General features: G+C 68.9%; 14 protein-coding genes. 6 read left to right on the top strand and 8 right to left on the bottom strand.

Going from position 1 to position 21,143, the window contains the following annotated elements; translation table 11 throughout:
* Positions 1-108: 108 nt before the first annotated feature.
* Entirely contained in the window at positions 109-357 is a 249-nt protein-coding gene (locus Pla175_RS14455) for a hypothetical protein (protein WP_145286299.1), read from the bottom strand.
* A gap of 375 nt (positions 358-732) precedes the next feature.
* Between Pla175_RS14455 and Pla175_RS14450 the strand changes: the two genes are divergently transcribed.
* The 5 genes from Pla175_RS14450 to Pla175_RS14430 all read left to right on the top strand — a co-directional run bounded on the left by Pla175_RS14450 (position 733) and on the right by Pla175_RS14430 (position 4,221).
* Entirely contained in the window at positions 733-1,539 is an 807-nt protein-coding gene (locus Pla175_RS14450) for a hypothetical protein (RefSeq protein ID WP_145286296.1), read from the top strand.
* Positions 1,430-2,077, top strand: coding sequence for a Mov34/MPN/PAD-1 family protein (locus Pla175_RS14445; protein WP_145286294.1), 648 nt, complete (start codon positions 1,430-1,432; stop codon positions 2,075-2,077). The genes Pla175_RS14450 and Pla175_RS14445 overlap by 110 nt, the downstream gene beginning before the upstream one ends.
* Positions 2,078-2,095: 18 nt before the next feature.
* Positions 2,096-2,791, top strand: a complete 696-nt coding sequence (locus Pla175_RS14440) for a ThiF family adenylyltransferase (protein WP_145286291.1) — start codon at positions 2,096-2,098, stop codon at positions 2,789-2,791.
* The gene (locus Pla175_RS14435; protein ID WP_145286288.1) at positions 2,781-3,014 is read left to right on the top strand and encodes a hypothetical protein; all 234 of its coding nucleotides are present in this window, start codon (positions 2,781-2,783) and stop codon (positions 3,012-3,014) included. Before Pla175_RS14440 ends, Pla175_RS14435 begins: the two co-directional genes overlap by 11 nt.
* 373 nt (positions 3,015-3,387) lie before the next feature.
* Positions 3,388-4,221 (top strand): hypothetical protein, encoded by an 834-nt coding sequence (locus Pla175_RS14430; protein WP_145286285.1) that lies wholly within the window; start codon positions 3,388-3,390, stop codon positions 4,219-4,221.
* 8 nt (positions 4,222-4,229) lie between these two features.
* Here Pla175_RS14430 and Pla175_RS14425 read toward each other — a convergent pair whose 3' ends face one another.
* A complete protein-coding gene (locus tag Pla175_RS14425; RefSeq protein WP_145286282.1) occupies positions 4,230-5,540 on the bottom strand; it encodes a DUF5690 family protein in 1,311 nt (436 codons plus the stop codon).
* A gap of 185 nt (positions 5,541-5,725) precedes the next feature.
* Between Pla175_RS14425 and Pla175_RS14420 the strand changes: the two genes are divergently transcribed.
* Positions 5,726-6,919: an iron-containing alcohol dehydrogenase gene (locus Pla175_RS14420; RefSeq protein WP_145286279.1), complete on the top strand. Its 1,194-nt coding sequence runs from the start codon at positions 5,726-5,728 to the stop codon at positions 6,917-6,919.
* 142 nt (positions 6,920-7,061) lie between these two features.
* Here the strand turns inward: Pla175_RS14420 and Pla175_RS14415 are convergent, their stop codons facing one another.
* The 6 genes from Pla175_RS14415 to Pla175_RS14390 all read right to left on the bottom strand — a co-directional run bounded on the left by Pla175_RS14415 (position 7,062) and on the right by Pla175_RS14390 (position 21,014).
* Positions 7,062-8,381 carry an aspartate aminotransferase family protein gene (locus tag Pla175_RS14415; protein WP_145286276.1) on the bottom strand — a complete coding sequence of 440 codons (1,320 nt, stop codon included), beginning with the start codon at positions 8,379-8,381 and terminating at the stop codon, positions 7,062-7,064.
* 47 nt (positions 8,382-8,428) lie between these two features.
* Positions 8,429-9,436 carry an alkaline phosphatase D family protein gene (locus Pla175_RS14410; RefSeq protein WP_145286271.1) on the bottom strand — a complete coding sequence of 336 codons (1,008 nt, stop codon included), beginning with the start codon at positions 9,434-9,436 and terminating at the stop codon, positions 8,429-8,431.
* Positions 9,437-9,499: 63 nt separating this feature from the next.
* A complete protein-coding gene (locus Pla175_RS14405) occupies positions 9,500-13,513 on the bottom strand; it encodes an alkaline phosphatase family protein (protein WP_145286268.1) in 4,014 nt (1,337 codons plus the stop codon).
* A gap of 63 nt (positions 13,514-13,576) precedes the next feature.
* Entirely contained in the window at positions 13,577-14,692 is a 1,116-nt protein-coding gene (locus Pla175_RS14400) for a DUF1559 domain-containing protein (RefSeq protein WP_145292104.1), read from the bottom strand.
* A gap of 106 nt (positions 14,693-14,798) precedes the next feature.
* The gene (locus Pla175_RS14395) at positions 14,799-19,190 is read right to left on the bottom strand and encodes a hypothetical protein (protein WP_145286264.1); all 4,392 of its coding nucleotides are present in this window, start codon (positions 19,188-19,190) and stop codon (positions 14,799-14,801) included.
* Between the two features lie 159 nt (positions 19,191-19,349).
* Positions 19,350-21,014 (bottom strand): PEP-CTERM sorting domain-containing protein, encoded by a 1,665-nt coding sequence (locus Pla175_RS14390; protein ID WP_145286261.1) that lies wholly within the window; start codon positions 21,012-21,014, stop codon positions 19,350-19,352.
* Positions 21,015-21,143: the final 129 nt, after the last annotated feature.

Raw genomic sequence — 21,143 nt, 5'->3', positions numbered from 1 at the left:
CTTCACTGTCCGCTGCGTGCAGCGCCGCCCATCCCCTTATCTCCGGCCACCCCCACCTCCTCCTTCCGTCGTTCGACGCCGCGCGAGTTGGTTGTCGCAAATAGCCATTCAGCAGGGGAGCATGCGGGGTGATTCCCACGTCGTTCCCCAAGACACGCGCAGCAGACGTGAGCCGCGCTCAGCGATCTGGGCGCCGACGAACGCTTGCCGTCGATGCAGCCCGTCCAGCGGTTTGGGGGTCCGGCGCGTGTCCGCTGGTAAGTCGCTGAAGTCTTCGGTCGGCAGGGACACCGCCTGCATTTGCGCTAGACGCAGCAGGGGCCAGCCGGCCGTTTCGCACCTGCGGTCGGTGGACATCACTTCTCTCAGATTCTACCCCCGTCAAGCCGCCAAAACTGGACCAGCTTCGGCGGCTGGGCGCCTGGAGCGATCTGCGGAGGTCTTCGCCGAGCTGGGACACGGCTGCGAGTTGGCGGAGCCGGCCAACCGCCGCGGATGAGGCACGCTCGGCCGATTGGCCATTCAGGCTCGCGAAGGAGGTGAGCTGCACCGCCGCGAGATAGGGTCGGAAGGGAAATCTGCTTGTGTTGGTCAAACTTTGTGCGGTTCGAAGAATCACGAAGTCGCAGCGGTCGCCCCACCGCAGCAGAGCTGGGAGTGGAGCCGACTCAGAACTGCGAGTTCGAATATGCCAGACATGTCGCTGAGGAGCGATGCGAGTGCGGCTTTGTCGTGGCCACGACCCAGGCCGAGCGGCTGCGTGCAGAGAGGCGGTGTACCCAGCCGCCACTAACCGGCACCCTTTTCTGGGACCTGCGGGCGATCGACGACGAGTCCCGTCGTCTCGAGATCGACTTCAAGCGGCAGTTGCTGCTAGTCGCGACCGATCCCATTGAGCTGGAAGAGGTCAGCCTGGGCCCATTCATGATCGCTGTCCATTGGCAGTTGCTTGGCGCCGAACAGCCCAACTACGAAGTGATGGCCCTGCACCCCAACCCGCCCGACTCCAACCCGGGCGTCACCCACCCGCATGTGGTGGACGACCGGCTGTGTGAAGGGGAAGGGACGCACGTGCTGCAGGCCGCCAGCGCGGAAGGGAGGCTGCACGACTTCGTGCTGATCCTCCGCCAGATCCTCCAGACCTATAACGAGTCGAGTGCGTACGTCTGCCTCGACCGCTGGCACGGCGTCCCCTGCATCGACTGCGGCGCCAGTGTGGACGCCGATGAGCGTGGCCTGTGCGGCCGCTGCGACGCACAGCTTTGCGACGAGTGCGTGCAGAGCTGCGAAGGCTGCGGTGACAGTCTGTGCCACGGCTGTTGCGATGCTTGCACGGGCTGCGACGACAACAACTGCCGCTCTTGCCTGGAGCCCTGCAGCGACTGTTCCAAGATCTACTGCCACCAATGCCTAACCGACGGAGTCTGTGATGCGTGTACCGAGGACAAGGAAGCCACTGCGGAAGCAGAGGCAGGAGCAGCCCCGCAGGTCGCTGCGGCTTACGCCCTATGCGTGGGCCAAGCTCCGGTTCCTGCGTGACGCCGGGCCGACCGAGATCGGCTGTTTTGGCGTTACGGACCCCGAGGACCTGCTGCTGGTGCGGGACGTGGTGCTGGTAAACCAGGTCTGTAGCTCGGTCACCGTAGCGTTTGACGACGCCGCGGTGGCCGACTACTTCGACCAGCAGGCCGACGCCGGGCTTAGCCCCCAGCAGTTCGGCCGGGTCTGGTTCCACACACACCCGGGGAGCTCGCCAGCGCCCAGCGGCACCGACGAAGAAACGTTCGCCCGGGTGTTTGGGCCGGCCGGCTGGGCCGTGATGGCGATTCTGGCCCGTGGCGGGCGCTGGTACGCCCGTCTGGGAGTGCACGCCGGCCCGGGCGCCACGCAGCAGCTCCCCGTGCGGGTTGCGTGGGACGAGCCGTTTACCGGCAGCGACCACGCCACGTGGCTCAAGGAGTACGAGACCTGCGTCGAGCAGGAAGACGAATGGGATGAGGTCGACGCGTTCGGTGAGCGGCTGTTCGGGCTCGACCTGGGTGTCGCCCGGTCCCTCTGGAGCTGTCCTACCGACTAACAACAGGGTCCCGACGCTATGAGTACGACACAGTTAGAAGTCCGCTTCGTGCGGCAAGCACAGCTTGTGCCACAAGCGAGGCTCGCGTCACTCGACGTAGCCGTGGTCGGCGTTGGCGCCGTTGGAAGGCAGGTCGCGATGCAGCTCGCCTCGCTTGGCGTGCGTCGGCTGAGGCTAGTCGATTTCGACGAGGTCGACGCGAGCAACGTCACGACGCAGGGGTACGTCCGCGGCGATGTCGGACGGCGGAAGGTTGACGCCTGCCGCGACGCGGTGCTGGCGATTGATCCAGAGATTGATGTGGATGCGGTACTGAACCGTTGGCGTCCAGCGATCCCACTCGGGGACGCGGCCTTCTGCTGCGTCGACTCCATCGACGCCCGCTCGGCCATCTGGCGTGGGGGCGGCGGACTGGTCGGCTTCTGGGCCGACGGGCGGATGCGGGGCGAGACCCTGCGGGTGCTTAGTGCGTGTGACGCCGCCAGCCGCGCGCACTACTCCCAATCGCTGTTTCCGCAGCACGAGGCCCAGGCGGGCGCCTGCACGGCAAGGTCGACGATCTACGCCGCCGGCATGACCGCGGGGCTGATGCTCTCGCAGCTGGTCCGCTGGCTGCGAGGGCAGCCGCTGGACGCCGACCTGTCGCTCAACCTGCTGGCGAGCGAGCTTATTGTTTCAACCCACCGAGCCAAGGAGGCAACCCTTGTCGGGTAACGAAAACCAAGGGGCCCCGCGCCCCGAGTTCTGGACGCGGCCGCCCCCGCGGGGGGTCGTGTTCTGGGCGTGCGTTGTTCTGGCCGTGCTGTTCACCACCGCGTTCTGGCCGACCGTCGTCGTGCTCGCGGTAGGGGGAGTCTTTGCCTGTTGCAGGCTCGCGCAGCAGAAGCGGGCCTTGTCGAGGCCGGCGCCGAGGCGACGGGTGCAGCGGCGGCGGTAGCGGTCGGGGCGGCGCCCCACTCCCGGCGGGCCGCTTCGGACGCTGCTGCGTCCGGGCGGCCGGCGGGGGAGGGGGGAGCACGCTTGAGGGGAGCCCTTTTTTTTAGCCCCCGGCCGGTAGTGCCGGAACGCCCCAATCGATCACCCAAGGCTACTGCTTGCAGCGGTAGCGCCCGCGGCGGGATGCAGGGTTGGCTTGGGATCGAGCGAGCCTGTCCGCAACACACCGTGCGACGCAGAGCATGCATGCTCCGACTCCGGCCGACCCGACCCACGGCGGGCGGCTTCCCACGTTCTTCACAGTGCGCGTCCAGAATCAAGCACCCACAATGCCGCCTGCCACGCCCGTCGTTTACCCCCAGAGTCGCCCGGCGATGACCTTCGAGACAGCCCCCCAAGGCCTACCGCTGACGCTGATCGCAGCTCTCCTTGTCCCGGCGGTCGTGGCGCAAGACGCCGCGGTTCTGCGACGCTACGACGCGCCCGTGGCGACGCAAGCGGTAGCGGTCGATCCGCACTGCTTCTTTGCGATCGGCAACCGCCGGGTGGCCCAACACGCCAGGTCGACGGGCGCGGTGCTGCGTCACTGGACGGCCTCGGAATCAATGCCGCTAGAGCACCTCAACTCCGGCGTGGTGCTCGACGGGAAGCTGTACTGCGCCCACTCGAACTTCCCTCGCTACCCCGAGACAAGCTCGGTTGAGGTGTGGGACGCTCAGACGCTCGAGCACGTCGAGTCCCACAGCCTGGGGATCGCCGCGGGCTCGCTCACCTGGATCGACTCGCACGACGGCGCCTGGTGGGGCGTGTTCGCCCACTACACCGCGCCGGTCAACGACGATCCGCACGCCCGCGACGCGCGGTGGACCTCGCTGGTGCGCTTCGACCGCCGGTGGCGGCGTACCGGGGGGTGGGTGTTTCCGGCCGAGGTGCTCGGGCGTTTCGAGCCGCACAGCTGCTCGGGCGGGGCGTGGGGCGCCAACGGGCGACTCTACTGCACGGGGCACGATCGGGGCGAATTGTACGAGCTCGAACTGCCTGCGGCCGGCGCCGAGCTGGTGCTCCGCCGCACGATCGCCGCGCCGCTTACCGGCCAAGGGTTCGCCTGGGACCCCGGCCGGCCCGGCGTGCTGCTGGGCATCGACCGGCCGCGCCGGCAGGTGCTGGAGCTGCGGATCGAGTTGGCCGGCGGCCAGAGCAACCCGTAGCCGGCCCGCTACGAGCCGTGGGCCGCGGCGAGCGCTGGTTGCTCGAACCGCGCGGCGTCGGTCTGGCGACGGAAGTAGAAGTAGGCCAGGCCCATCATCACTAGCGACGCCAGGCTGACTGCCAGCGAGGCGCCGATCAGCAGCCGCAGGTAGTTGGCCTCGAAGCTCGCGACGTCCTTGGCCAGCAGCACCAGCACGTAGCCCAGGTAGCCGAACGCGTCGGCCAGGTACATCAGGTAGCCCAGGTTAGCCCGGTCGCGGAACAAGGCGATCATCCGCTCGAACAGCGTCGTGTGGAAGGCCACGTAGGGGACGTAGGCGCCGATCCCCACGACAACCATGTAGGTAAACCCATCCACCCCGCCCCCCAGGTATAGCAGCGTCACCAGGCCGATCACGACGAACCCGGCGAGGATCGTGTAGATGGCCGTGAAGAACGCCGTGCGGTTGTCGGGTATCAGGAAGGCGAGCCCGTTGATGGCGATCGCCGCAAACATCACCAGCGTTTCTGAGATCGTGAAGACGCTCGGGGTCTTGTCGTAGCCGAGCGCCGACCAGACCTCGACCGCAAAGTCGTCGCGGACGCTCCGCAGGATCGTCAGCAGCGTAAACACCGCGACCAACAGCAGCAGCCCCACGCCGTGCCGGCGCAGCAGCGCCCTCCGTGCAACGCGATCAATGGGCGTTCGCTCCGCACGCAGCGCCACGTCGGCTTGCGTGGGGGCCGGGATCTGGGCGAGCAGCCAAACACACACCAGCAGCGGAGGCCAAAAGACCAAGCCGGTAACGAACGGCATCCAGTACTCCGAGACCCCGCCCCAAAGCAGCAGGGCCTGGCCCACCGTCTTCACGGCGCCCGACGAGACGATGAAGCTGGCGCACAGCCCCGCCGACAGGGCCTCGGTCACGCGGCGCCCTTCCAGGAAACCGAGCACCAGCCCGAACACCATCCCCAGCGGCAAGCCGTTGAGGAACAGAAACACAAAGTTGTACGGGCTCGGCACGACGCCAAACAGCAGCAGCGCCGCGTGGGCCGCCGCGATCAGCGCCACGATGCTCGCGGCACGCCTGCCGGGCCGGGCCTCGGCGATGAAGCGGATGCCGATAAACTTTGACAGCGTGTAGCCCAGCACCTGGCTGACCACCAGCACCGTCTTGTAGTCCAGTCCGTACAGCTCGACCCCGGAGAACGTCCCCGCCGTGAACGGCTTGCGGAACGCGTACATGCAGAAATAGACGCCAAACGACGCCGCGATGCAGTAGGCCGAGAAGACGGCGGGCGACGCTTGTTCGAGTCGGACCGAGATTCGCGGGGGCATTGTTGCGGTTGGGCTTCGTTGCGACTGGGATGTGCCAAGCGGGAGTCCATCGGCCCGCGCGATCCGACGAGGCTGATCCTAGGGGGCCGCCCGTCGGCGCCCAAGCAAGGGAGCGACCGACTCACGAAAGCTTCACAATCTAATGGGAGAATGCGCACAACTCCCACCGCGCTCGGCCGACCGCCATGAACGTTCACTCGCCAACCTCGCCCTTCGCCAGTGCCTGTGGGGAAGAAGCCCACACGCTGATCGCCGGGAGCGGCCAACGCGTCGCCTACTCGCTCGACGAGCTGGGGCTGCTGCTCCACCAAATCGGGGCGACGCGCGTGCTGCTGGTGGTCGACAGCGGCGCCGCAGACGCCGCCCGGGCTTGGGGCCGGATCGAGCGCCAGCTCGCGGGCGCCGTGGTGCAGCGGTTCGAAGATTTCTGCCCCAACCCGAAGCTCTCTCAGGCAGTGGCCGCGGCGCGTGCCGCGGCCGAGCTGCGTGCCGAGGCGGTCGTGGCGGTCGGGGGAGGGTCGTGCCTGGACATCGCCAAGCTAGCGGCCGCGGGGACTTGGGCGGGGGTCGCCGCGTCGGCCCGGGCGGACTCACTGCACCCGGCGCCTGCGTTGATTGCGGCGCCCACCACGTCGGGGTCGGGGAGCGAAGCGACCCAGTTTGCCGTGGCGTACGACGCGGGGATCAAGAAGTCGTACGCCTGCCCCCAGATGCGACCGGGCTGCGTGATCCTCGACCCCACGCTGGTCGCCGCGATGCCGGCCCGCCTGGCGGCGGTCTCGGGGCTCGACGCCCTAGCGCAGGCCGTCGAGTCGCTGTGGGCGGTTGGGGGGACGGCCCGGTCGTACCGCTACGCCGGGGCCGCGGGGCGGCTCGTGGCCTCTGCGCTGCACGCCAGCGTGACACGGGGGGACGGGGCGTCCCGCACCCGGATGATGGCCGGCGCGTTCCTTGCCGGGCAGGCGATCAACCTCGGCAAGACGACCGCGGCCCATGCGGTTTCCTACAGTTTGACGTCCCGCTACGGGATCGCCCACGGCCACGCGGTGGCGCTGACGCTCGGCTGGTTCGGCGACGCGAACGCGCGGACGGGAAACGACGACTGCGTCGACCCGCGTGGGCCCGCGTACGTGCGGCGGCGTGCGGCGTGCGGCGCCGCGCTGCTGGGTTGTGCGCCCGCCGAGCTGCCGCGGGCGGTCTGGGCGCTGCTGGGCGAGCTCGGCCTGCCGCGGAGCCTCCGCGAAGCCGGCGTCCCCGAGGAGGCGTTGGCGGCGATCGCCGGCAGCGTCAACCAAGAGCGGATGGCGAACAACCCCAGGCGCTTCGACCCGCCCACGCTGCTCGGGCTGCTCGGGCGGGCGTGGGACGCTGAGTTTTGAGCAGGAGGGTCGAAGAGTACAAGAGACGAATCGGCGGATGAACGCCGAGAAGCGTCGATAGACGGTTCGCAATCGAATCGGCGTTTGTCGACGGCGATCTGCGGCTCTCCACGGAGTTGCCTGCCAGTTCGGCCCATTGTGCTCAGCCTACGCTGCTGTGGGCCTCGTGTGAGATAGTGGCCATGACGGTTGACAACGCGGCGTCGAACCGGTCGAGCAGCGTGTCGCAGGCCTGCTCGTCGTGGGCGAGCGACAGGTAGAGCTTGGTCCCCATCGGGTTGAGGAACACGCCGCTGCGGAACATCTCCAGCATCAACGCGCGGGCCAGCCGCTTGTCACGGTGCTGGCTCGTTCGGTAGTCGCGCGGCTCGCTGGAGGTAAAGGCGACCTGGGCGAGCGGCCCGTCCCCCAGCACCCGCGCGTCCAGGCCCCGGTCGCGGAGCACGCGCCGCATGCCGTCTCGGAGGCGCCCCCCCAGGCCGTGGAGCGTCTGGTAGACCCCCGGGCTCTTGAGCACGTCGAGCGTCGCCAGGGCGGAGACGGCGGAGATCGGGTTCCCACCCAGCGTCGAGGCGGTCCATACGTAAGTTGAGCGTCCGTGACGGTCTTCGCACACCAGGTCCATGATGTCGGCCCGGCCGCCGTAGACGCCAATCGGCAGCCCGCCGCCGAGCGCCTTGCCGTAGGCGACCAGGTCGGGGACGACGCCGTAGTACGCCTGGGCGCCCCCGAGCGCCAGCCGGAAGCCGGTCACCACCTCGTCGAACACCAGCAGCACCCCCAGCTCGCGGGTCAGCTCGCGGAGTCCCTCGAGGAAGCCGGGGTCGGGGGGAAGGCAGCGCTGCAGCGGCTCAACGATCACCGCTGCCACACGCTCTGCGCTTCCGCGGAGGATCTTGGCGGTCTCCTCCAGGTCGTTAAAGGGCGCCACCAGCACGCCCCCCTGCAGATGCGCGGTGAGGCCGTCGCTGGAAGGCTCGGCGAGCGGGAAATCGAGCCCCCGCGAGGGGAACATGCTGGTCACCCCGACGTCGTGCGCCCCGTGGTACGCCCCCTCAAACCGCAGCACCGCGTCGCGGCCGGTGTACGCCCGGGCGAGGCGCAGGCAGTACATGGTCGCCTCGGTGCCGGAGGCGCAGAAGCGGACCCGCTCGCTGGCGGGGCTCAGCCCGATCAGCGCCTCGGCCAGCTCCAGCGACGCGTCGGTGACCGTGGCGAAGTTGGTCCCCAGGGCCAGCCGATTTGCGACGGGCTCGGTGATGCGCGGATCGGCGTGCCCGACCAGCACCGAACCCCATCCCATCGAGAAGTCGAGCATCCGCCGTCCGTCGGCCGTCCAGAGGCGGCACCCCTGGCCGCGCGCGACCACTGTGGTGAGTTCCTCGGTGAGGTTGAACTCGCCGTTCCCCCCGGCGGGCAGGGCCTTGAGGGCGCGCCCGCGCCAATCGGATGCATTCGACAACGGAGGCTGCCTGCTGGTTGATGGATTCGTGCGACGCGTCCCGTGGCCTAGTTGCGCAGCTCGCTGAAGTTCACCCTGTAGGTCAACTCCGCAGCATCACGGTCGGCGTCGAAGACGCGGAACAGGAGATGGGGTTCGTCTGTTTCGCTGGCCCTCCACTGGAGGTCCAGCAGCGCGTAGGCATTCTTGGCGTGGGCGACCGGCGTTACGCGCCCGCGGTTTAGCACGTGCGGTTCCTGCTGGTTCACCCCGCAGAACATCAGTTCGATCGCGTCGTACCCAATCGCCTCCGGCAGCCGGCTCGCCTCGCCGTAGTGCTGATCGCCGGCGAGAAAAACAACCCCTTCGGCGCCGCTGGCGCGGATTAGGTCGAAGAGCCGCCGCCGCGCCCGCGGAAACTTCGACCACGTCTCGAAGTGCGCATCCTTGTCGAGCAAGACTTGATAGCCCGAGACGATCAGCCGCAACCGCGCCGGCCGCCGCAGTTCTTCCTCCAGCCACGACCACTGACGCTCGCCCAGCGTGTCGGCGTCGTCTCCTGGGGCGTCGCGGTTGTAGCGGCCGTCGAGCAGCAGCACCTGCAGCCGCTGGTCTCCCTCGCCAAAATAGCGGGCGTGGTACACGCCGTCGCGGTCCGCTGGGACGCAGTCCTCCAGGCCCCAGAACCGACGGAAGTGTTGTTTGCTGGGCTCCTTGAGCGCGTAGTCTTTCCCGCAGTTGTTCAGGCCGTAGTCGTGATCGTCCCAGGTTGCGGCCATCGGCACGGCGCGGCGCAGCTGCTCGAACGCCGGGAGCGACGCCAGCGCCGCGTGCCCCTCCTCGATCACCGCCAGGTCGTCCGGCGTGTCGGTGTAGACATTGTTGCCGAGCCAAAGCATCAGGTCGGGCTTGGCGGTGACGTACCGCCAGAAGGCGGGCGCCGGCTGGGTCTGCTGGTGGCAGCCGGCAAGCCCGATCCGAACGACCGCCAGGGGAGAATCCTGCTGCTCGGCCGCGTGGGTGTACGACGGCGCGAAGAGTCCAAGCCCCAGGGCCACTAGGAAGGCTGCTCTCATCTCTGTCCTTTGCTGCGTTGGGTGGCGCGGCCAGCCGCTTGCTCTGAAGCGGCGGCGCGGGCTTCAGTCATCGTCGTCGTCATCGTCATCGTCGTCATCGTCGTCGACGTGGCTGATCGCCCACTCGGGGTACGGGTCCTGCGTGCCGCGCACGGCCCGCCAGAGGATGCGGTTAAGCACGTCTTCGGGGGCGCGGTCGACCTCGCGGAAGTTGAGCGACGCCGAGACCAGGGCGTCCTCGCGGAGCTGCGGGTCGGAGATCGCGTGGGGATCGGGGTTCATCTGATCGAGCGCCACCTGGGCGCCCGCCGCGGCGTAGGGGGTCGTGTCGGGCTCGTCGGTGAAGCAGTCGAACATCGGCGTGGCGCTGGCGTCGAACTGGTTCATCGGGGGGAGACCAAGAATCTGCTCCATCGTGCGGATCACGCTGGTGGTGTTGTACTGCGTGCTTACGACGGCGCCCCGCTTGGCGTACGGGCTGGCGACGAAGGCGATCGTGCGGTAGCCGCTCACGTGGTCCCAACCGGCCTGCGGGTCGTCCTCGATGACAAAGATCGCCATCTTCGGCCAGAACTTGGAGCGGCTGTACGCCTCGATGATCCGCCCCAGCGCCAGGTCGTTGTCCGCCATGCATGCGGCCGGCGTGGGGCAACCGGGGCTTGTGCCGCTGCAGTGGTCTTGGGGCAGGCAGATGAGGGTCATCCGCGGGTGCTCACTCTTGCGCTGGAACTCTTTGAGCTCGTTGATCACGTAGTCGGCGCGGAACTGGTCGGGGACGCTCATGTTCCAACCGACGTAGTCGAGCGGCGAGATGGCCCGCAGGCTCTCGACGCTGGGCCAGCTCTCGAACACCACGTCGGGCGTGCCCTGCTTCCACGCCTGGTAGCAGGCGGTGAAGTCGGGCTCCCCCGGGCGGTCGGCGTCGGCCCAGCGGACGCTGGGCCCCATGAACTCGCCGTAGTTGCGGACGGAGCGTCCGTGGGCCAGGGCGTTGTCCCACAGGAAGCCGGCCGGAGAGTAGGCCAGCGCGTCGTCCTCGTCGGTCCCCATCCCGTCTGGGTAGCTGCGTGGGAAGCCGGCGAAGCTCTTCTCCATGTAGTCGGTGGAGTACGCGGTGGCGGTCCACTGGTGCCCGTCTGCGCTGCAGATGCCGCAGCAGTAGGTGTTGTCCAGCAGCACAAACTCGTCGGCCAGCTTGTGGTGGTTGGGGGTGACGTTGCGGGGGAAGATGCAGAGCGACGGGTCTCCGTTGCCTCGCTCGATGTCGCTGAGCACCTGGTCGTAAGTGCGGTTCTCTTTGATGATGTACACCACGTGCTCGATCAGGCTCGGCTCGCCGATCCGCTGGGGGATGGCCCGCGGGGGCTGGTCGGGCCTGGGGGGGAGCAGCGCCTCGGTGATCCGCGGCGCCCGCATGTTGGCGGCGACACGCTCCGAGAGTTTGGGCAGCGCCCGGTCGCTAGGGACCGGCGCCAGCGTCACCGACCCGTGGTAGTGGTGGGCGTTGAAGCCCTTGGTCTCTTCTGCGTAGGGTTTGGGCTCGCGCGGCAGGCCCTTGATGTTGGCCACGATTAACTGCTTGCGGGCGGCGTCGTAGAGGATGGCGCCCGGGTACCAGCCGACCGGCGCCATCCCTCCGAGCTCCGACAGCTTCGGGTCGTCGGCGTTGAACTCGAACACCGCGACCGCGTTCTGCGACCCGTTGGCGACGTACAGCCGCTGGCCCGCCTCATCGAACGCCGCCGCATTGGGCGACGCCCCCAGCAGGTCGGCCGCGTTGGGCTTGGCCCAGAGCGTGGCGACCACCGAGTCGCTGGCCGTGTCGATCACGCTGAGGTGGTCGCTGTTGGCGTTGCAGCACACCACGTGCCTGCCGTCTGGCGAGGCGGCCAGACCGCTGGCGTGCAGCCCCGTCAGCACCTCAACCACGACGGCGCCCCGCGTGAGGTCGATCACGCTCACGGAGCCCTCGCTGGCGACGTGCCGAACAGGGTCGACCCGCACCCGCGTGCCCCGTCCGGCCGGACCGGTGGGGTCGTCTTTGCCGGGCCGGCGTCCCCCCCAGTTGCTCACGTACGCTTTGTCGCCGACCAAGACAACGTCCAACGGCGCAACGCCGACTTCGAAGGTCCGTAGCACCTCGCCCGACTCGGCGTCGAGCTCCAGCAGCCGGTTCGAGAGGTTACCGCACACGTACAGCCGCGAGCCGTCCGGCGTGACCGCGATGCCGGCGGGGACCTCGGCGCCGCGGCGCGGGGCGTTCGCCTTGGGGAGCGACCAGGCGCCGAGCGGGCTAACGACGCCGTCGCCGGACACGCCGAACAGCTTGACGCTGCCGCCGACGTTGCTGAGGTAGACGCGGTCTCCGGAGGGCGAGAACGCCAGGCCGGCGTAGCTGAGCATGCCGTCGACGTCGACCCCGCCCGCGACCTTGGCGTCGGGCGACACTTCGGCGGGCATGGCGACCCGCTGCTTGATCTGGCCGGAAGCCGGATCGATCACGATCAGCTCGCTCGTCTTGCCCGAGGTGAGCAGCAGCCCGCCGTCCGGCGAGAGCGCCAGCGCCTGCGGTCGCAGGCCGGGGAGCTCGACCTGTTTGCCGATCGGGGTGACTAGCTGGTTCACCGGGGTGACCATCTGGCCCTCTGCGTAGCCCACCCGGGAGCGGTCGGGCTCGGCGGCCAGCGCGACGGACGGCAGCAGCATCAAACAGCAAAGCGAACGGTACATCGAAGGGATACTCCTGGGGTCTAACAGGGCGAGGGGGGACGTGATCGGCGTCCGGGGCCGCGTGGGGGCCGGCGAGCGGCTGTGCGGCCGCGTCGCGCGGGGCAGAACAACGCGTCCCGCCCATCTTATGCCGTCCGCACTCGGAGCGCCCCCGCGCGGGCGTGCGCTCCGCCGCCGCGGGCGCACCAGCGGGCCGGAGAGGGCGATCACGGCGCCCAGCAGCAGCGACGAGCACGGCTCGGGGACGGCCCGGCCTTGTAGCGCCCGCTGCGCCGCGAGGCCCATCGCCGGGTCGAGCTTGTTCAAGAGCGCCCAGTCGGCCAGATCGGTGACGCCGTCGAGGTTCAGGTCGCCGCGGGCGTAGCGGGTCGTGGCGTCGCCCCCGGCCTCAACCAACCAGTGGTCGAGCAGCGCCCGCACGTCGTCGGATTCGGCGGGTCCCAGCCCGTTGCCGGCCACGACGTTGTCCTGATTGATGTCGCCGACGACTCCGTTGGGGGGCGCGACCCTCAGGCCGCGGACGGTCCCCTCCAGACCAAGCGCGAAGGGATCGATCCCCAAACTCCACAGCGCCGTCGCGGCGACGTCTCGCAGGCTCCCTTGCAGCAGCGGCTCGCCGTTGAGGACGCTGGGGCCGCTGACGATGAAGGGCGTTTCCCAGTTGACGGGCCCCTGCGAGGCAGAGTGGCTTTGACCCACGCCGGGGCGTGCGCCCAGCGCCGCCATGACGTCGCCGATCAGCCCGTCGACCGCGATCAGCGCGTTCTTGTACTCGAGTGAGCCCCACCCAAAGCCGTGCCCCGCCGCGTCGACCTGATCGAACTGCGCGAAGACCGCGGTGGGGTCCTCCCGGCGGAGCAGGTCGACCAGCGCGTCGCGGATGAGGGGGTCGGCCACGCCCCCGAACTCGAAGTCCGTGTCGTTGTCGTCCACCACACGGGCGTTGATCGGGTCCCACCCCGTGATCGACGCGGTGTAGGCCTCGGGGTCGCGCTGCTTGATGTAGTGGAACAGCGAGGGGAAGGCCCCGAAGCGGTTGCCGGCGAAGCTGTTGTCGGACACGCCGTGCGTCGGGCCGCCCACCCCCGTGAGGATCGTCGACCAGTTCACGCCGCTGGCGCCGTAGCCGCTGGGGGGGCTGGGTGTGAGCGCCCCCTCGTTCAGGAAGTCGTAGCGGGCGGCGCCCTGGGCGGTCAGGGCGTCGAGGTTGGGGGTCGGGTAGTCGCGGGTGTAGCCCCCCCCTGCGCCGTCGATGCCCAGGATGAGCACGCGGTTGTCGGCCGCGGCCAGCGACGCCCAGAGGGCGACCAGGGCCGCGGCGCCCGCTCGCTTTGGAGAGATCATCATCGCACAAGGGGATCGGGAGGGGAGCGTGGCGCGACGGCCGGGGACCTGGAGGGGGCGGGCCGTTTAGCGACGGTCGGCGCCGCCGTTGTTGAACGATTGACCCGCGCGGGTCCCCAGGTCGCTCCACGGCGCCGCGTCGATGTTCTCGTCGATCGCTTCAACGTGCCCGTCGACGTACAGCACCTGCACGATGCCGGCGTGCTCGCTGCCGAGCGAGAGCTGCAGCGCCTGGCAGGTGACCGAGTCGGCCGACCGGCACACCTGCTGGTTCTCCTGTGGCGTGCCCTGCAGGTTGACGCCCACGCCGGTTGAGCCGAGGAACTCCGACATGTCGCTGTAGCTGTCGCTGCCGATCGAGGTGTCGATGTCGTCGCTGCCGCCGTGCCAGTGGTCCTTGCGGTCGCCGCGTTTGTCCTCGGGGGTCCGCCCGAGCGAACCGATCGTCTCGACGTCGCTGACCGCCTCGCCGATCATGCCGGTCTTGCTCGTGCCGTCGGTGATCTTCCGCAGGGCGATCCGACCGGTGCGGGTGTCCTGCTGGTGGTGGACCCCAACCAGCACGCCGTCGGCGCCCTCCCACAGGGGCTGGGCGCTCGGCTTCTTCTTGACCCGCAGCCAGAAGCTGGGGAACTGATTCTGGGCCAAGCCGCTGGCGATGCCCAGGTACGATGCCGGCACGCGCCGCATCACGAGGTAGCTGTCGGCCGAGAGGTCGTAGAGGTGTTCAGGCAGAGCCATCGACGGGCAGCGATAAACCGAGAAAACGGTCTCGACAAGCTGCACGTTGCGGTACTTGTCGCCGAGCGCGGCGACCGAGGCGTACTCGGCGCCCCCGGGCGAGCCCCACTGGAAGTTGCCCTGGTCGTCTTCGCCGATCGAGAGGCCGTCGAACGACGCACCCTCTTCTAGGTAGGGGAGGATGAACGCCGACCACGAGCTCCCTTCGCCCAGGTAGGCGCCCGGCGGGAGCCTGCTCCTGGACGACTCGTAATTCATCACCGCCAGGCCGATCTGCTTGAGATTGTTTGAGCACTGCGACCGGCGGGCCGCCTCCCGAGCCGCCTGCACCGCCGGCAGCAGCAGGGCGACGAGGATGCCGATGATAGCAATCACCACCAGCAGCTCTACGAGCGTGAACGCTGCACGGGGGTCACGGACACGGCGGGTTTGGCGATCCATGCGGTTACTCCTTTGTTTCTTGACGGGAGGCGGTGGTTGGGCCTGGCGGGCCCGGGGGATGGCGCCGGCCCTTAGCGGCCGGGTAAGCAGGCGGCCGCGGGCTAGGTCACTCGCCGCCGCGACGGGCGCGGCGCGCGAGCAACGCGAAGGCCCCGACCGATAGCGCCGTCAGCAGCGAGGCGGGTTCGGGGACCGAATGACCCGCGATCAGCCTCAACGCCGCCGCCCCGGCCGCGGGGCTGGCGTTGTTGAGGATCGCCCAGTCGCCCAGGTTGACGATGCCGTCGTAGTTGAAGTCGCCCAGCACCCGCGTGCTCAGGTCGCCCACCAGGCGGCTCTGCTCCAGCTCGGTGGCCGGGTTGATCGCCGACAAACGCTTCTCGGACAGCCAGTTGGAGGCGAATAGGCTCGCGTCGGCCAGGGTGACGCTCATGTCGCCGTTCAGGTCGCCGTCGATGGCGGGCGCGAAGGCCTGGGCGTAGCCGTTGTCGCGTTGGAAGATGTACTCGCCGTAGTCGTTGAGCACGTTCACCCCTCCGCCGACCAGGTTGTCGTTGTCGTTCAGGCCGATGACGAACATCTTGAGGTCGTCCACGACCCCCCGAAAGAAGAAGCTCTCGGCCAACGGCAGTTCGAGCGACGTTGGGCTGGTCGCGCGGCCGACGGTCAACGGGCTCACGTCGAGCGCGTCGATGTTGGTGAAGACCTCGCCTTCGCCGATGTTGACGATGGTTTCCACCGCGTAGCCGCCGAACGCCACGGCCTCGGCGACGCCGTTGACGTAGAAGATCGAACCCTGGCCGGGCCCGAAGGGGCGGACCACCGACAGGTGGCTCCACTGGTTCGCGGTGGCCAGCACGCCGGTGGAGTAGTCGGCGGGGGTCACGATCGGGTCGGAGACGTCCAGCACGTCGTCCTCGGTGCCCAGCTCGCCGTCGGGGCCGGGGAGCTGGGTGGTCTCGACCTCGAACCGGCTGCCGTACCGCATCGCGTAGTGGCCGCTCGAGTCGATCAGCACGCCGTGCTGCTGGCTGTCCATGACGATGTGCTGCTCGCCGGCGACGGCGGTGGGCTTGGCCCACAGCTCAAACCCGCGGTCGTTGATGCGGAAGTAGTTGAGCGATCCCCCCTGGTTGATGAGCGACGCGGCGGACGAGGGGGACTGCTCCGGGAAGTTGAGCGCCTCGCCGAAACCGGTGCGGAGGTACTGGCGGTCGAACGTCAGCGGGTTGAGCTGCAAGCCGATGCCGCCGGCGCCGTCGGGTCGGTCCGCCGTGCTGACGTAGGTCGGCTTGCGGCTGGTGGGGCTGACGGCGATCAGGTCGATCAGTTGGTTCTGGCCTAGCTGCCCCGCGCTGTCGTAGGTCACCAGGTTCCCGCTGCCGTCGGTCTGCGTCACCGGCTGGCCGGCCGTGCCGCCGTTGTCGAGGTCGCCGAAGCGGTAGTCGCGGTCCAGGAAAGGCGAAGGGGGCAAGGCCGCGCTGGCGCCCCCAGCCGTGGCCAGCATCGCGGCAAGGCCCAGCAGCAGGCCCCGTCCGCCGCGGCGGGCCAGCGACGCGGCGCCCGCTGCCCCGGCCAGCAGGCACACCAGCAGCGAGGAGGGCTCGGGGACGCCCGCCGCTGCGGTCGCGGCGGGGCCGACGGACAGCGAGGCGCCGAAGCTCTGCTTCCAGAGGGCGTAGTCCGCGGCGTCCACCAGGTTCGCGCTGCCGCCAGTCTCGTCGCCGTTGCCGCCGAGGCTGGCGGTGGTTCCCAGCGCGTCGCGCCACACCGTGTAGTCGGCCGCGTCAACGCTGCCGTCGCCGTTGAAGTCGCCCGGCAGGCCGATCGCTTCGTAGTAGTACTGGACGACCCCTTGCACGATGTCGCCCGACGCCAGGGAGTAAGAGAACTTGATGTCGCCGGCCGCTTCGGCCGCCGCTTGGTCGAACGTCGCGGCGTTGATCAGCCCCCCCAGCAGCTCGCTGCGGGTGTTGTCGAACTGGGAGCTGCCGAACAAGAACGCTTCGGCGAACTGCCGGTCGGTCGAGGCGAGCCGTTCCCACCGCTCGCCGCTGCTGCTGCCTGGGATCGAGTCGGCGTCGGGGCCGTCCGCGGTCTCAGCGACCGAGGCCGACAGCCCACCGCCCGCCATCGAGCGGAGCAGCCCGGTGTCGCTGGTGATGTTGATGCCGGTGATCGCGCTGCTGATCACGTCGTCGCCGACCAAGTACGCGAGCCCGTTGGCGGTGTTGATCCGCAGGGTCGCGGGGTCGGTAGGCACCGAGATCAGCAGGTTGTCGAGCGCCCAGAACCAGTCGTTCCAGGCGTTGTTGAGGTTGAACTCGAGCTGCAGGGTGCTGGCGGCGCCGTCGAACCGCAGGTCGTCGATAGTGACCCGTTCGTTGGTGGCGTCCTGCTTATAAAAGTCGCTCTCTTCGTCGGAGTCCCAGCGCAGCACCTCGACGGCGCGTTGGCTGGGCGTGCCGGCGTCGTAGATGGCGCGGATCACGGCGGTCTGGTTGTTGGTGTTGTTGACCGCGCCGTCGTCCATCCCCTCCGGCCGCCAGGCCGAGTCAAAGGCGAACTTAATCCGACCGGCGGGCACGCCGGCGGGGATCGAGATCACCGGGGTGAGCGTGCGGGCGTCGTAGAGATTGAACGGGGCGGTCGTGCCGGGGTCGGTGGCGGCGTCTTCCCACTCGTCGGGGTCGGCGATCATCACCGTCCCTTGGCCTCGGGTGAACTGGCTGCGGTCCTGATCGCCGGCCGCTTCGACCCACCAGTCCTTGTCTGCAAACGCCCAACCGGACCACTCGGTGACGCCGTCGAGGTCGGGGTCGTCGTTGTTGGGCATCCCCGAGTCGTCGACGATCCAGCCGGCGGGCCCAACCCCGCTCCAAACCTCGGACCCAGCCACGGCTTCTTCTACGTTGGGGCCCAGGGGGATGCCCTCAAAGTCTTCGCTCAGCAGGACGAGCTGGGCGTCGGCGTCGGTGGCGGAGACCCCCACGAGCGCGGCGCCGACCACAATGGCCATCGCCGCCGGGCGCCCGCGGAGGCGGACCGTCGCAGCCGTGAAGCAGATCGCCAACAGGGCCGCCCAAGAGGCCGGTTCGGGAACGTTGGTCGAACCGCCGGCGATCGCGGCGGCCAGCGCCCCTTGGCCGTTGACGAAGTCGTAGGTGCGCTGGAACTCGAGGAAGTCGCCCAGCGTGTGGAGCCCGTCGTTGTCGAGGTCGCCCTTGGCGTAGCGGACCGCCTCGGTGAGCCCCGTCAGGCCGCTGCCAAAGCCCAGCTTGAAGGTCTCCCAGTCGTTGATGTCGACCGCGCCGCTGAAGTCGAGGTCCAGGAACGGGTACGCCTGATCCGGGTTGCCGACAAACTCGACGATGCCGCGGATGGGGCTGTCGTTGCCCTCCAGGAGATAGTCGAAGGTCACGTCGGAAAGCTCGCGGTAGAAGCCCTGCCAGACGTCGCCGAGGTTGATCTCGGCGGTCGTGCCGAAGGGGTCGCTGCCTAGGTGCACCTCGCTCAGGTCGTTGATCGTTCCGCCGGGCTGGGTGGCCTGCAGCCAACCCGGGTCACCGGCGGACAAGAACGCCGCGCCCGCTTCGTCAAACACCCCCGCCTGCGAGCGGAGGGAGTAGCCGCGGAGGTCGACGCTGCTCCCGGTGCGGTTGACGATCTTCACCTCCCCGGTGCCGCGGTCGACGATCGCCCGCAGCACGCCGTCCTCTCCGGGGGCGGCGCCGGTGAACACGCTCACGTTGTCGACCGCCCACCACCAGTCGTTGTTGCCCTGCAGGCGGAACTGGATCTCGACGTTGGCGGCGCCGGCGGGGTTCTGCAAGTCGAGAGTGACGCTCTCGTTCAGCGCGATGGGCTTAAAGTCTGGATCGCTGTCAACGGATGAGAAGCGGAGCAGGGGGATCGTGGTCTCGTTGCCGGCGCCCCGGTTGTAGACCGCGGTGAGCATGCCGGTCTGCTGGTCCTCGGGCTGCCAGGAGGAGTGGAAGAAGAGCTTGGCTTGGTTGGCCGCGATGCCCGACAGCGAGATCGAAGGGGTCACCAGCGTCGAATCGAACACGCCGTTGGCGGGGTCGAGGTCGGCCTCGCTCCCCGCGGGGTCGCCGAAGTCGTCCCACTCGTCGGGGTCCGCCACCGCAATGACGCCGCTGCCGCTGAGAAACTGGTTGCGGCCCTGGTCGCCCGCCGTGAGGACCCACCAGGCCTTGTCCACAAACCGCCAGCCCGCGAACTCGGCCACGCCGCTCCCCGGGCTCTCGGGGTTGACCGTGGTGAGGTTGACCTCGGTCCAGCCGGCCGGGCCGTTGGGGCCTACTTCTTGCCACGCGGCGCGGTCGCGGAGCTCTGATTCGAAGGTGACGACCGGCTTGAGCGTCAGGCCGTCGAAGTTTTCCGAGAACAGGTCGGCCGCCCCGGCCGGTCCCGTGGCCAGCGACGCCGCCGCGAGCGAGCAGCAGAGACGCCGAATGAAGTCGCGTGAGACAGCCATGCTTGCGTAGACTCCCCAGAGATGAACAAGAACGGTAGTGCGATGTATGAAAGGCCGTGAACCAGTGGGTGCGCGCCCCGGGCCCGACCCGCCGGCGAACAGGCCCCCCGCTCGCTCGGCGAGCGGGGAGCCATCCGGGTCGCCGATCGGCTGCGCGGTCTACTTGCGCTTGCGACGCAGCAGCCCGCCGGCGGCGATCACGGCCCCGAACAGCATCGCGGTCGAAGGCTCCGGGACCGTGGCGGAGCTCGTGACGCTGACGTTGTCGATCGCCCACCACCAGTCGTTGTTGCCGGCGTAGTCGAAGGTCAACTGAAGCTCCGAGGCGCCGGCGGGATCGAAGAAGATCGCCACCGACTCGTTCGTGTTGCGGGCGTGGAAGAAGGGCGAGGCCGAGCCGCTCTCCCAGCGGAGGAGCTCAACGGCGGCGCCGTCCAAGAGCGCGGTGAGCACCGCTACCTGGTCGTCTTCAGGACGCCAACTGGAGTCGAAGGCGACCTTCACGAGCTCTCCGTCGGCCAGCCCCGCGAGGCTGATCAGGGGCGTCTTGAGCAGGGTCAACAGGTCGCCGTTCTGGCCGGGGCTGGCGAGGTCGTCCCAGTTGTCGCCGTCGGCCACGGCGAACACGCCCGTCCCCTTGGCAAACTCTTCACGGCCGCTGCCGCCGGCGAACTGAAAGAACTCCGGCGTCACGAAGCTCCACTGCTCCCACTCCAGGGCGCCAAGGTTGTCGTCGCCCACACCGGGCGTGCCGGCGTTGTCGACGTTCCACTGAGCCGGCGGCGTGTGGGTAAACGACTCCGGGCGGGACGACGTCGGGTAGTCGACCCCCAGCACGGTCGAGACGCTGCCGGGCGCCGAGGTGACCTTGGCGCCGGCGCCAAGGCGTTCGTTCACGCTGTCGCCCAGGGTCACGGAGGACTCAAAGTCCTCGGCGAAGACCGTCCCGGCGCCGCCGGAGAGGTCGTCGACCTGGATGTTGTCGACCGCCCACCACCAGTCGTTGCCGGCGTTGGCGATGCGGAAGCTAAGCGACGCCGACGAAGCCCCGGCGGGGGCCTCGAAGAAGTAGTTCGAGCCGTCGCTGAGGAACGGCTCGTCCGGGGCGTCGTCCTTGAAGAACGGGTTGCCGGCGGTGGAGTCGGAGTTCCACTTCACGACCTGCACGCTCCCCCCGACGTCAAACGAGGCGATCACCTCGACCGCTTGGTTGTTCTGGTCGGTGAGCGTGGGGGTCGCGTCGTCGAACGCCTCGTCCCGCCAGCTCGAGTCGAAGCCGAGGCCGTAGAAGCCCCCCGCTACCACCGGGAAGGTGCTGCTGCGCAGGGCGCTGCTGTAGTAGCCGCCGTTCACGGCGTTGTCGGGGTCTCCCAAGTCGTAGTACTCGTCGGGGTCGACCACAGCGATAGTCCCCGAGGCCCCCGAGAGGGCGCCGAACTCCGATCGGCGTTGGTCTCCCGCCGCCGCGACCCAGAAGTCCTTGCGGGGGAAGCTCCACCCCTGCCACTCGTCGACCCCGTAGTCGTCGACCCCCAAACCGGCCACGCCGGGGGTGAGCGTCGGGACGCCGTCGTACTCGTTCAGCCCGTTGTCCACGGTCCAGCCGGCGGCCGAGGCGCTCCAGACGCCCGAGAGCGGCGTGGAGTCGGGGTCCGAGGCGACCCGCGTAACAAGCGCCGTGCCAACGCGTTCGTTGACGCTGCCGCCGAGCGTCGGCAGCAGGCCGTCGAAGTTCTCTTCAAACAGCACCACGCCCAAGGCGTGGGGTTGCAACGCGCCCATCAGCACGGCCGCGGCGCTGTACGTCCACAGGTGTCGCTTCATCAATCGATCCCCTCGAGTTTCATCCAGATTGCGTGGCGACGCCGAGTCGCCGCGAGTTTCAAGCCCGTTGTTCCCAGGCCCGGCGCGGCGCCGAACGCCGCCGGCGTCAACGCGGCGGCCGCCGGGCCG

This window comes from Pirellulimonas nuda (assembly GCF_007750855.1).
In the GTDB taxonomy this organism is placed as follows: Bacteria; Planctomycetota; Planctomycetia; order Pirellulales; family Lacipirellulaceae; genus Pirellulimonas; species Pirellulimonas nuda.
The sequence above is the reverse complement of the archived record's forward strand: the minus strand, read 5'-3'. Positions and strand labels throughout refer to the sequence as shown.

What these genes read in the sequence shown, in the direction of transcription:
- Pla175_RS14430 (WP_145286285.1), top strand. Translation starts at nt 3,388, where the DNA reads ATGACCTTCGAGACAGCCCCCCAAGGCCTACCGCTGACGCTGATCGCA.
- Pla175_RS14400 (WP_145292104.1), bottom strand. Translation starts at nt 14,692, where the DNA reads ATGGATCGCCAAACCCGCCGTGTCCGTGACCCCCGTGCAGCGTTCACG.
- Pla175_RS14440 (WP_145286291.1), top strand. Translation starts at nt 2,096, where the DNA reads ATGAGTACGACACAGTTAGAAGTCCGCTTCGTGCGGCAAGCACAGCTT.
- Pla175_RS14410 (WP_145286271.1), bottom strand. Translation starts at nt 9,436, where the DNA reads ATGAGAGCAGCCTTCCTAGTGGCCCTGGGGCTTGGACTCTTCGCGCCG.
- Pla175_RS14455 (WP_145286299.1), bottom strand. Translation starts at nt 357, where the DNA reads ATGTCCACCGACCGCAGGTGCGAAACGGCCGGCTGGCCCCTGCTGCGT.
- Pla175_RS14405 (WP_145286268.1), bottom strand. Translation starts at nt 13,513, where the DNA reads ATGATGATCTCTCCAAAGCGAGCGGGCGCCGCGGCCCTGGTCGCCCTC.
- Pla175_RS14390 (WP_145286261.1), bottom strand. Translation starts at nt 21,014, where the DNA reads ATGAAGCGACACCTGTGGACGTACAGCGCCGCGGCCGTGCTGATGGGC.
- Pla175_RS14420 (WP_145286279.1), top strand. Translation starts at nt 5,726, where the DNA reads ATGAACGTTCACTCGCCAACCTCGCCCTTCGCCAGTGCCTGTGGGGAA.
- Pla175_RS14395 (WP_145286264.1), bottom strand. Translation starts at nt 19,190, where the DNA reads ATGGCTGTCTCACGCGACTTCATTCGGCGTCTCTGCTGCTCGCTCGCG.
- Pla175_RS14445 (WP_145286294.1), top strand. Translation starts at nt 1,430, where the DNA reads ATGCGTGTACCGAGGACAAGGAAGCCACTGCGGAAGCAGAGGCAGGAG.
- Pla175_RS14425 (WP_145286282.1), bottom strand. Translation starts at nt 5,540, where the DNA reads ATGCCCCCGCGAATCTCGGTCCGACTCGAACAAGCGTCGCCCGCCGTC.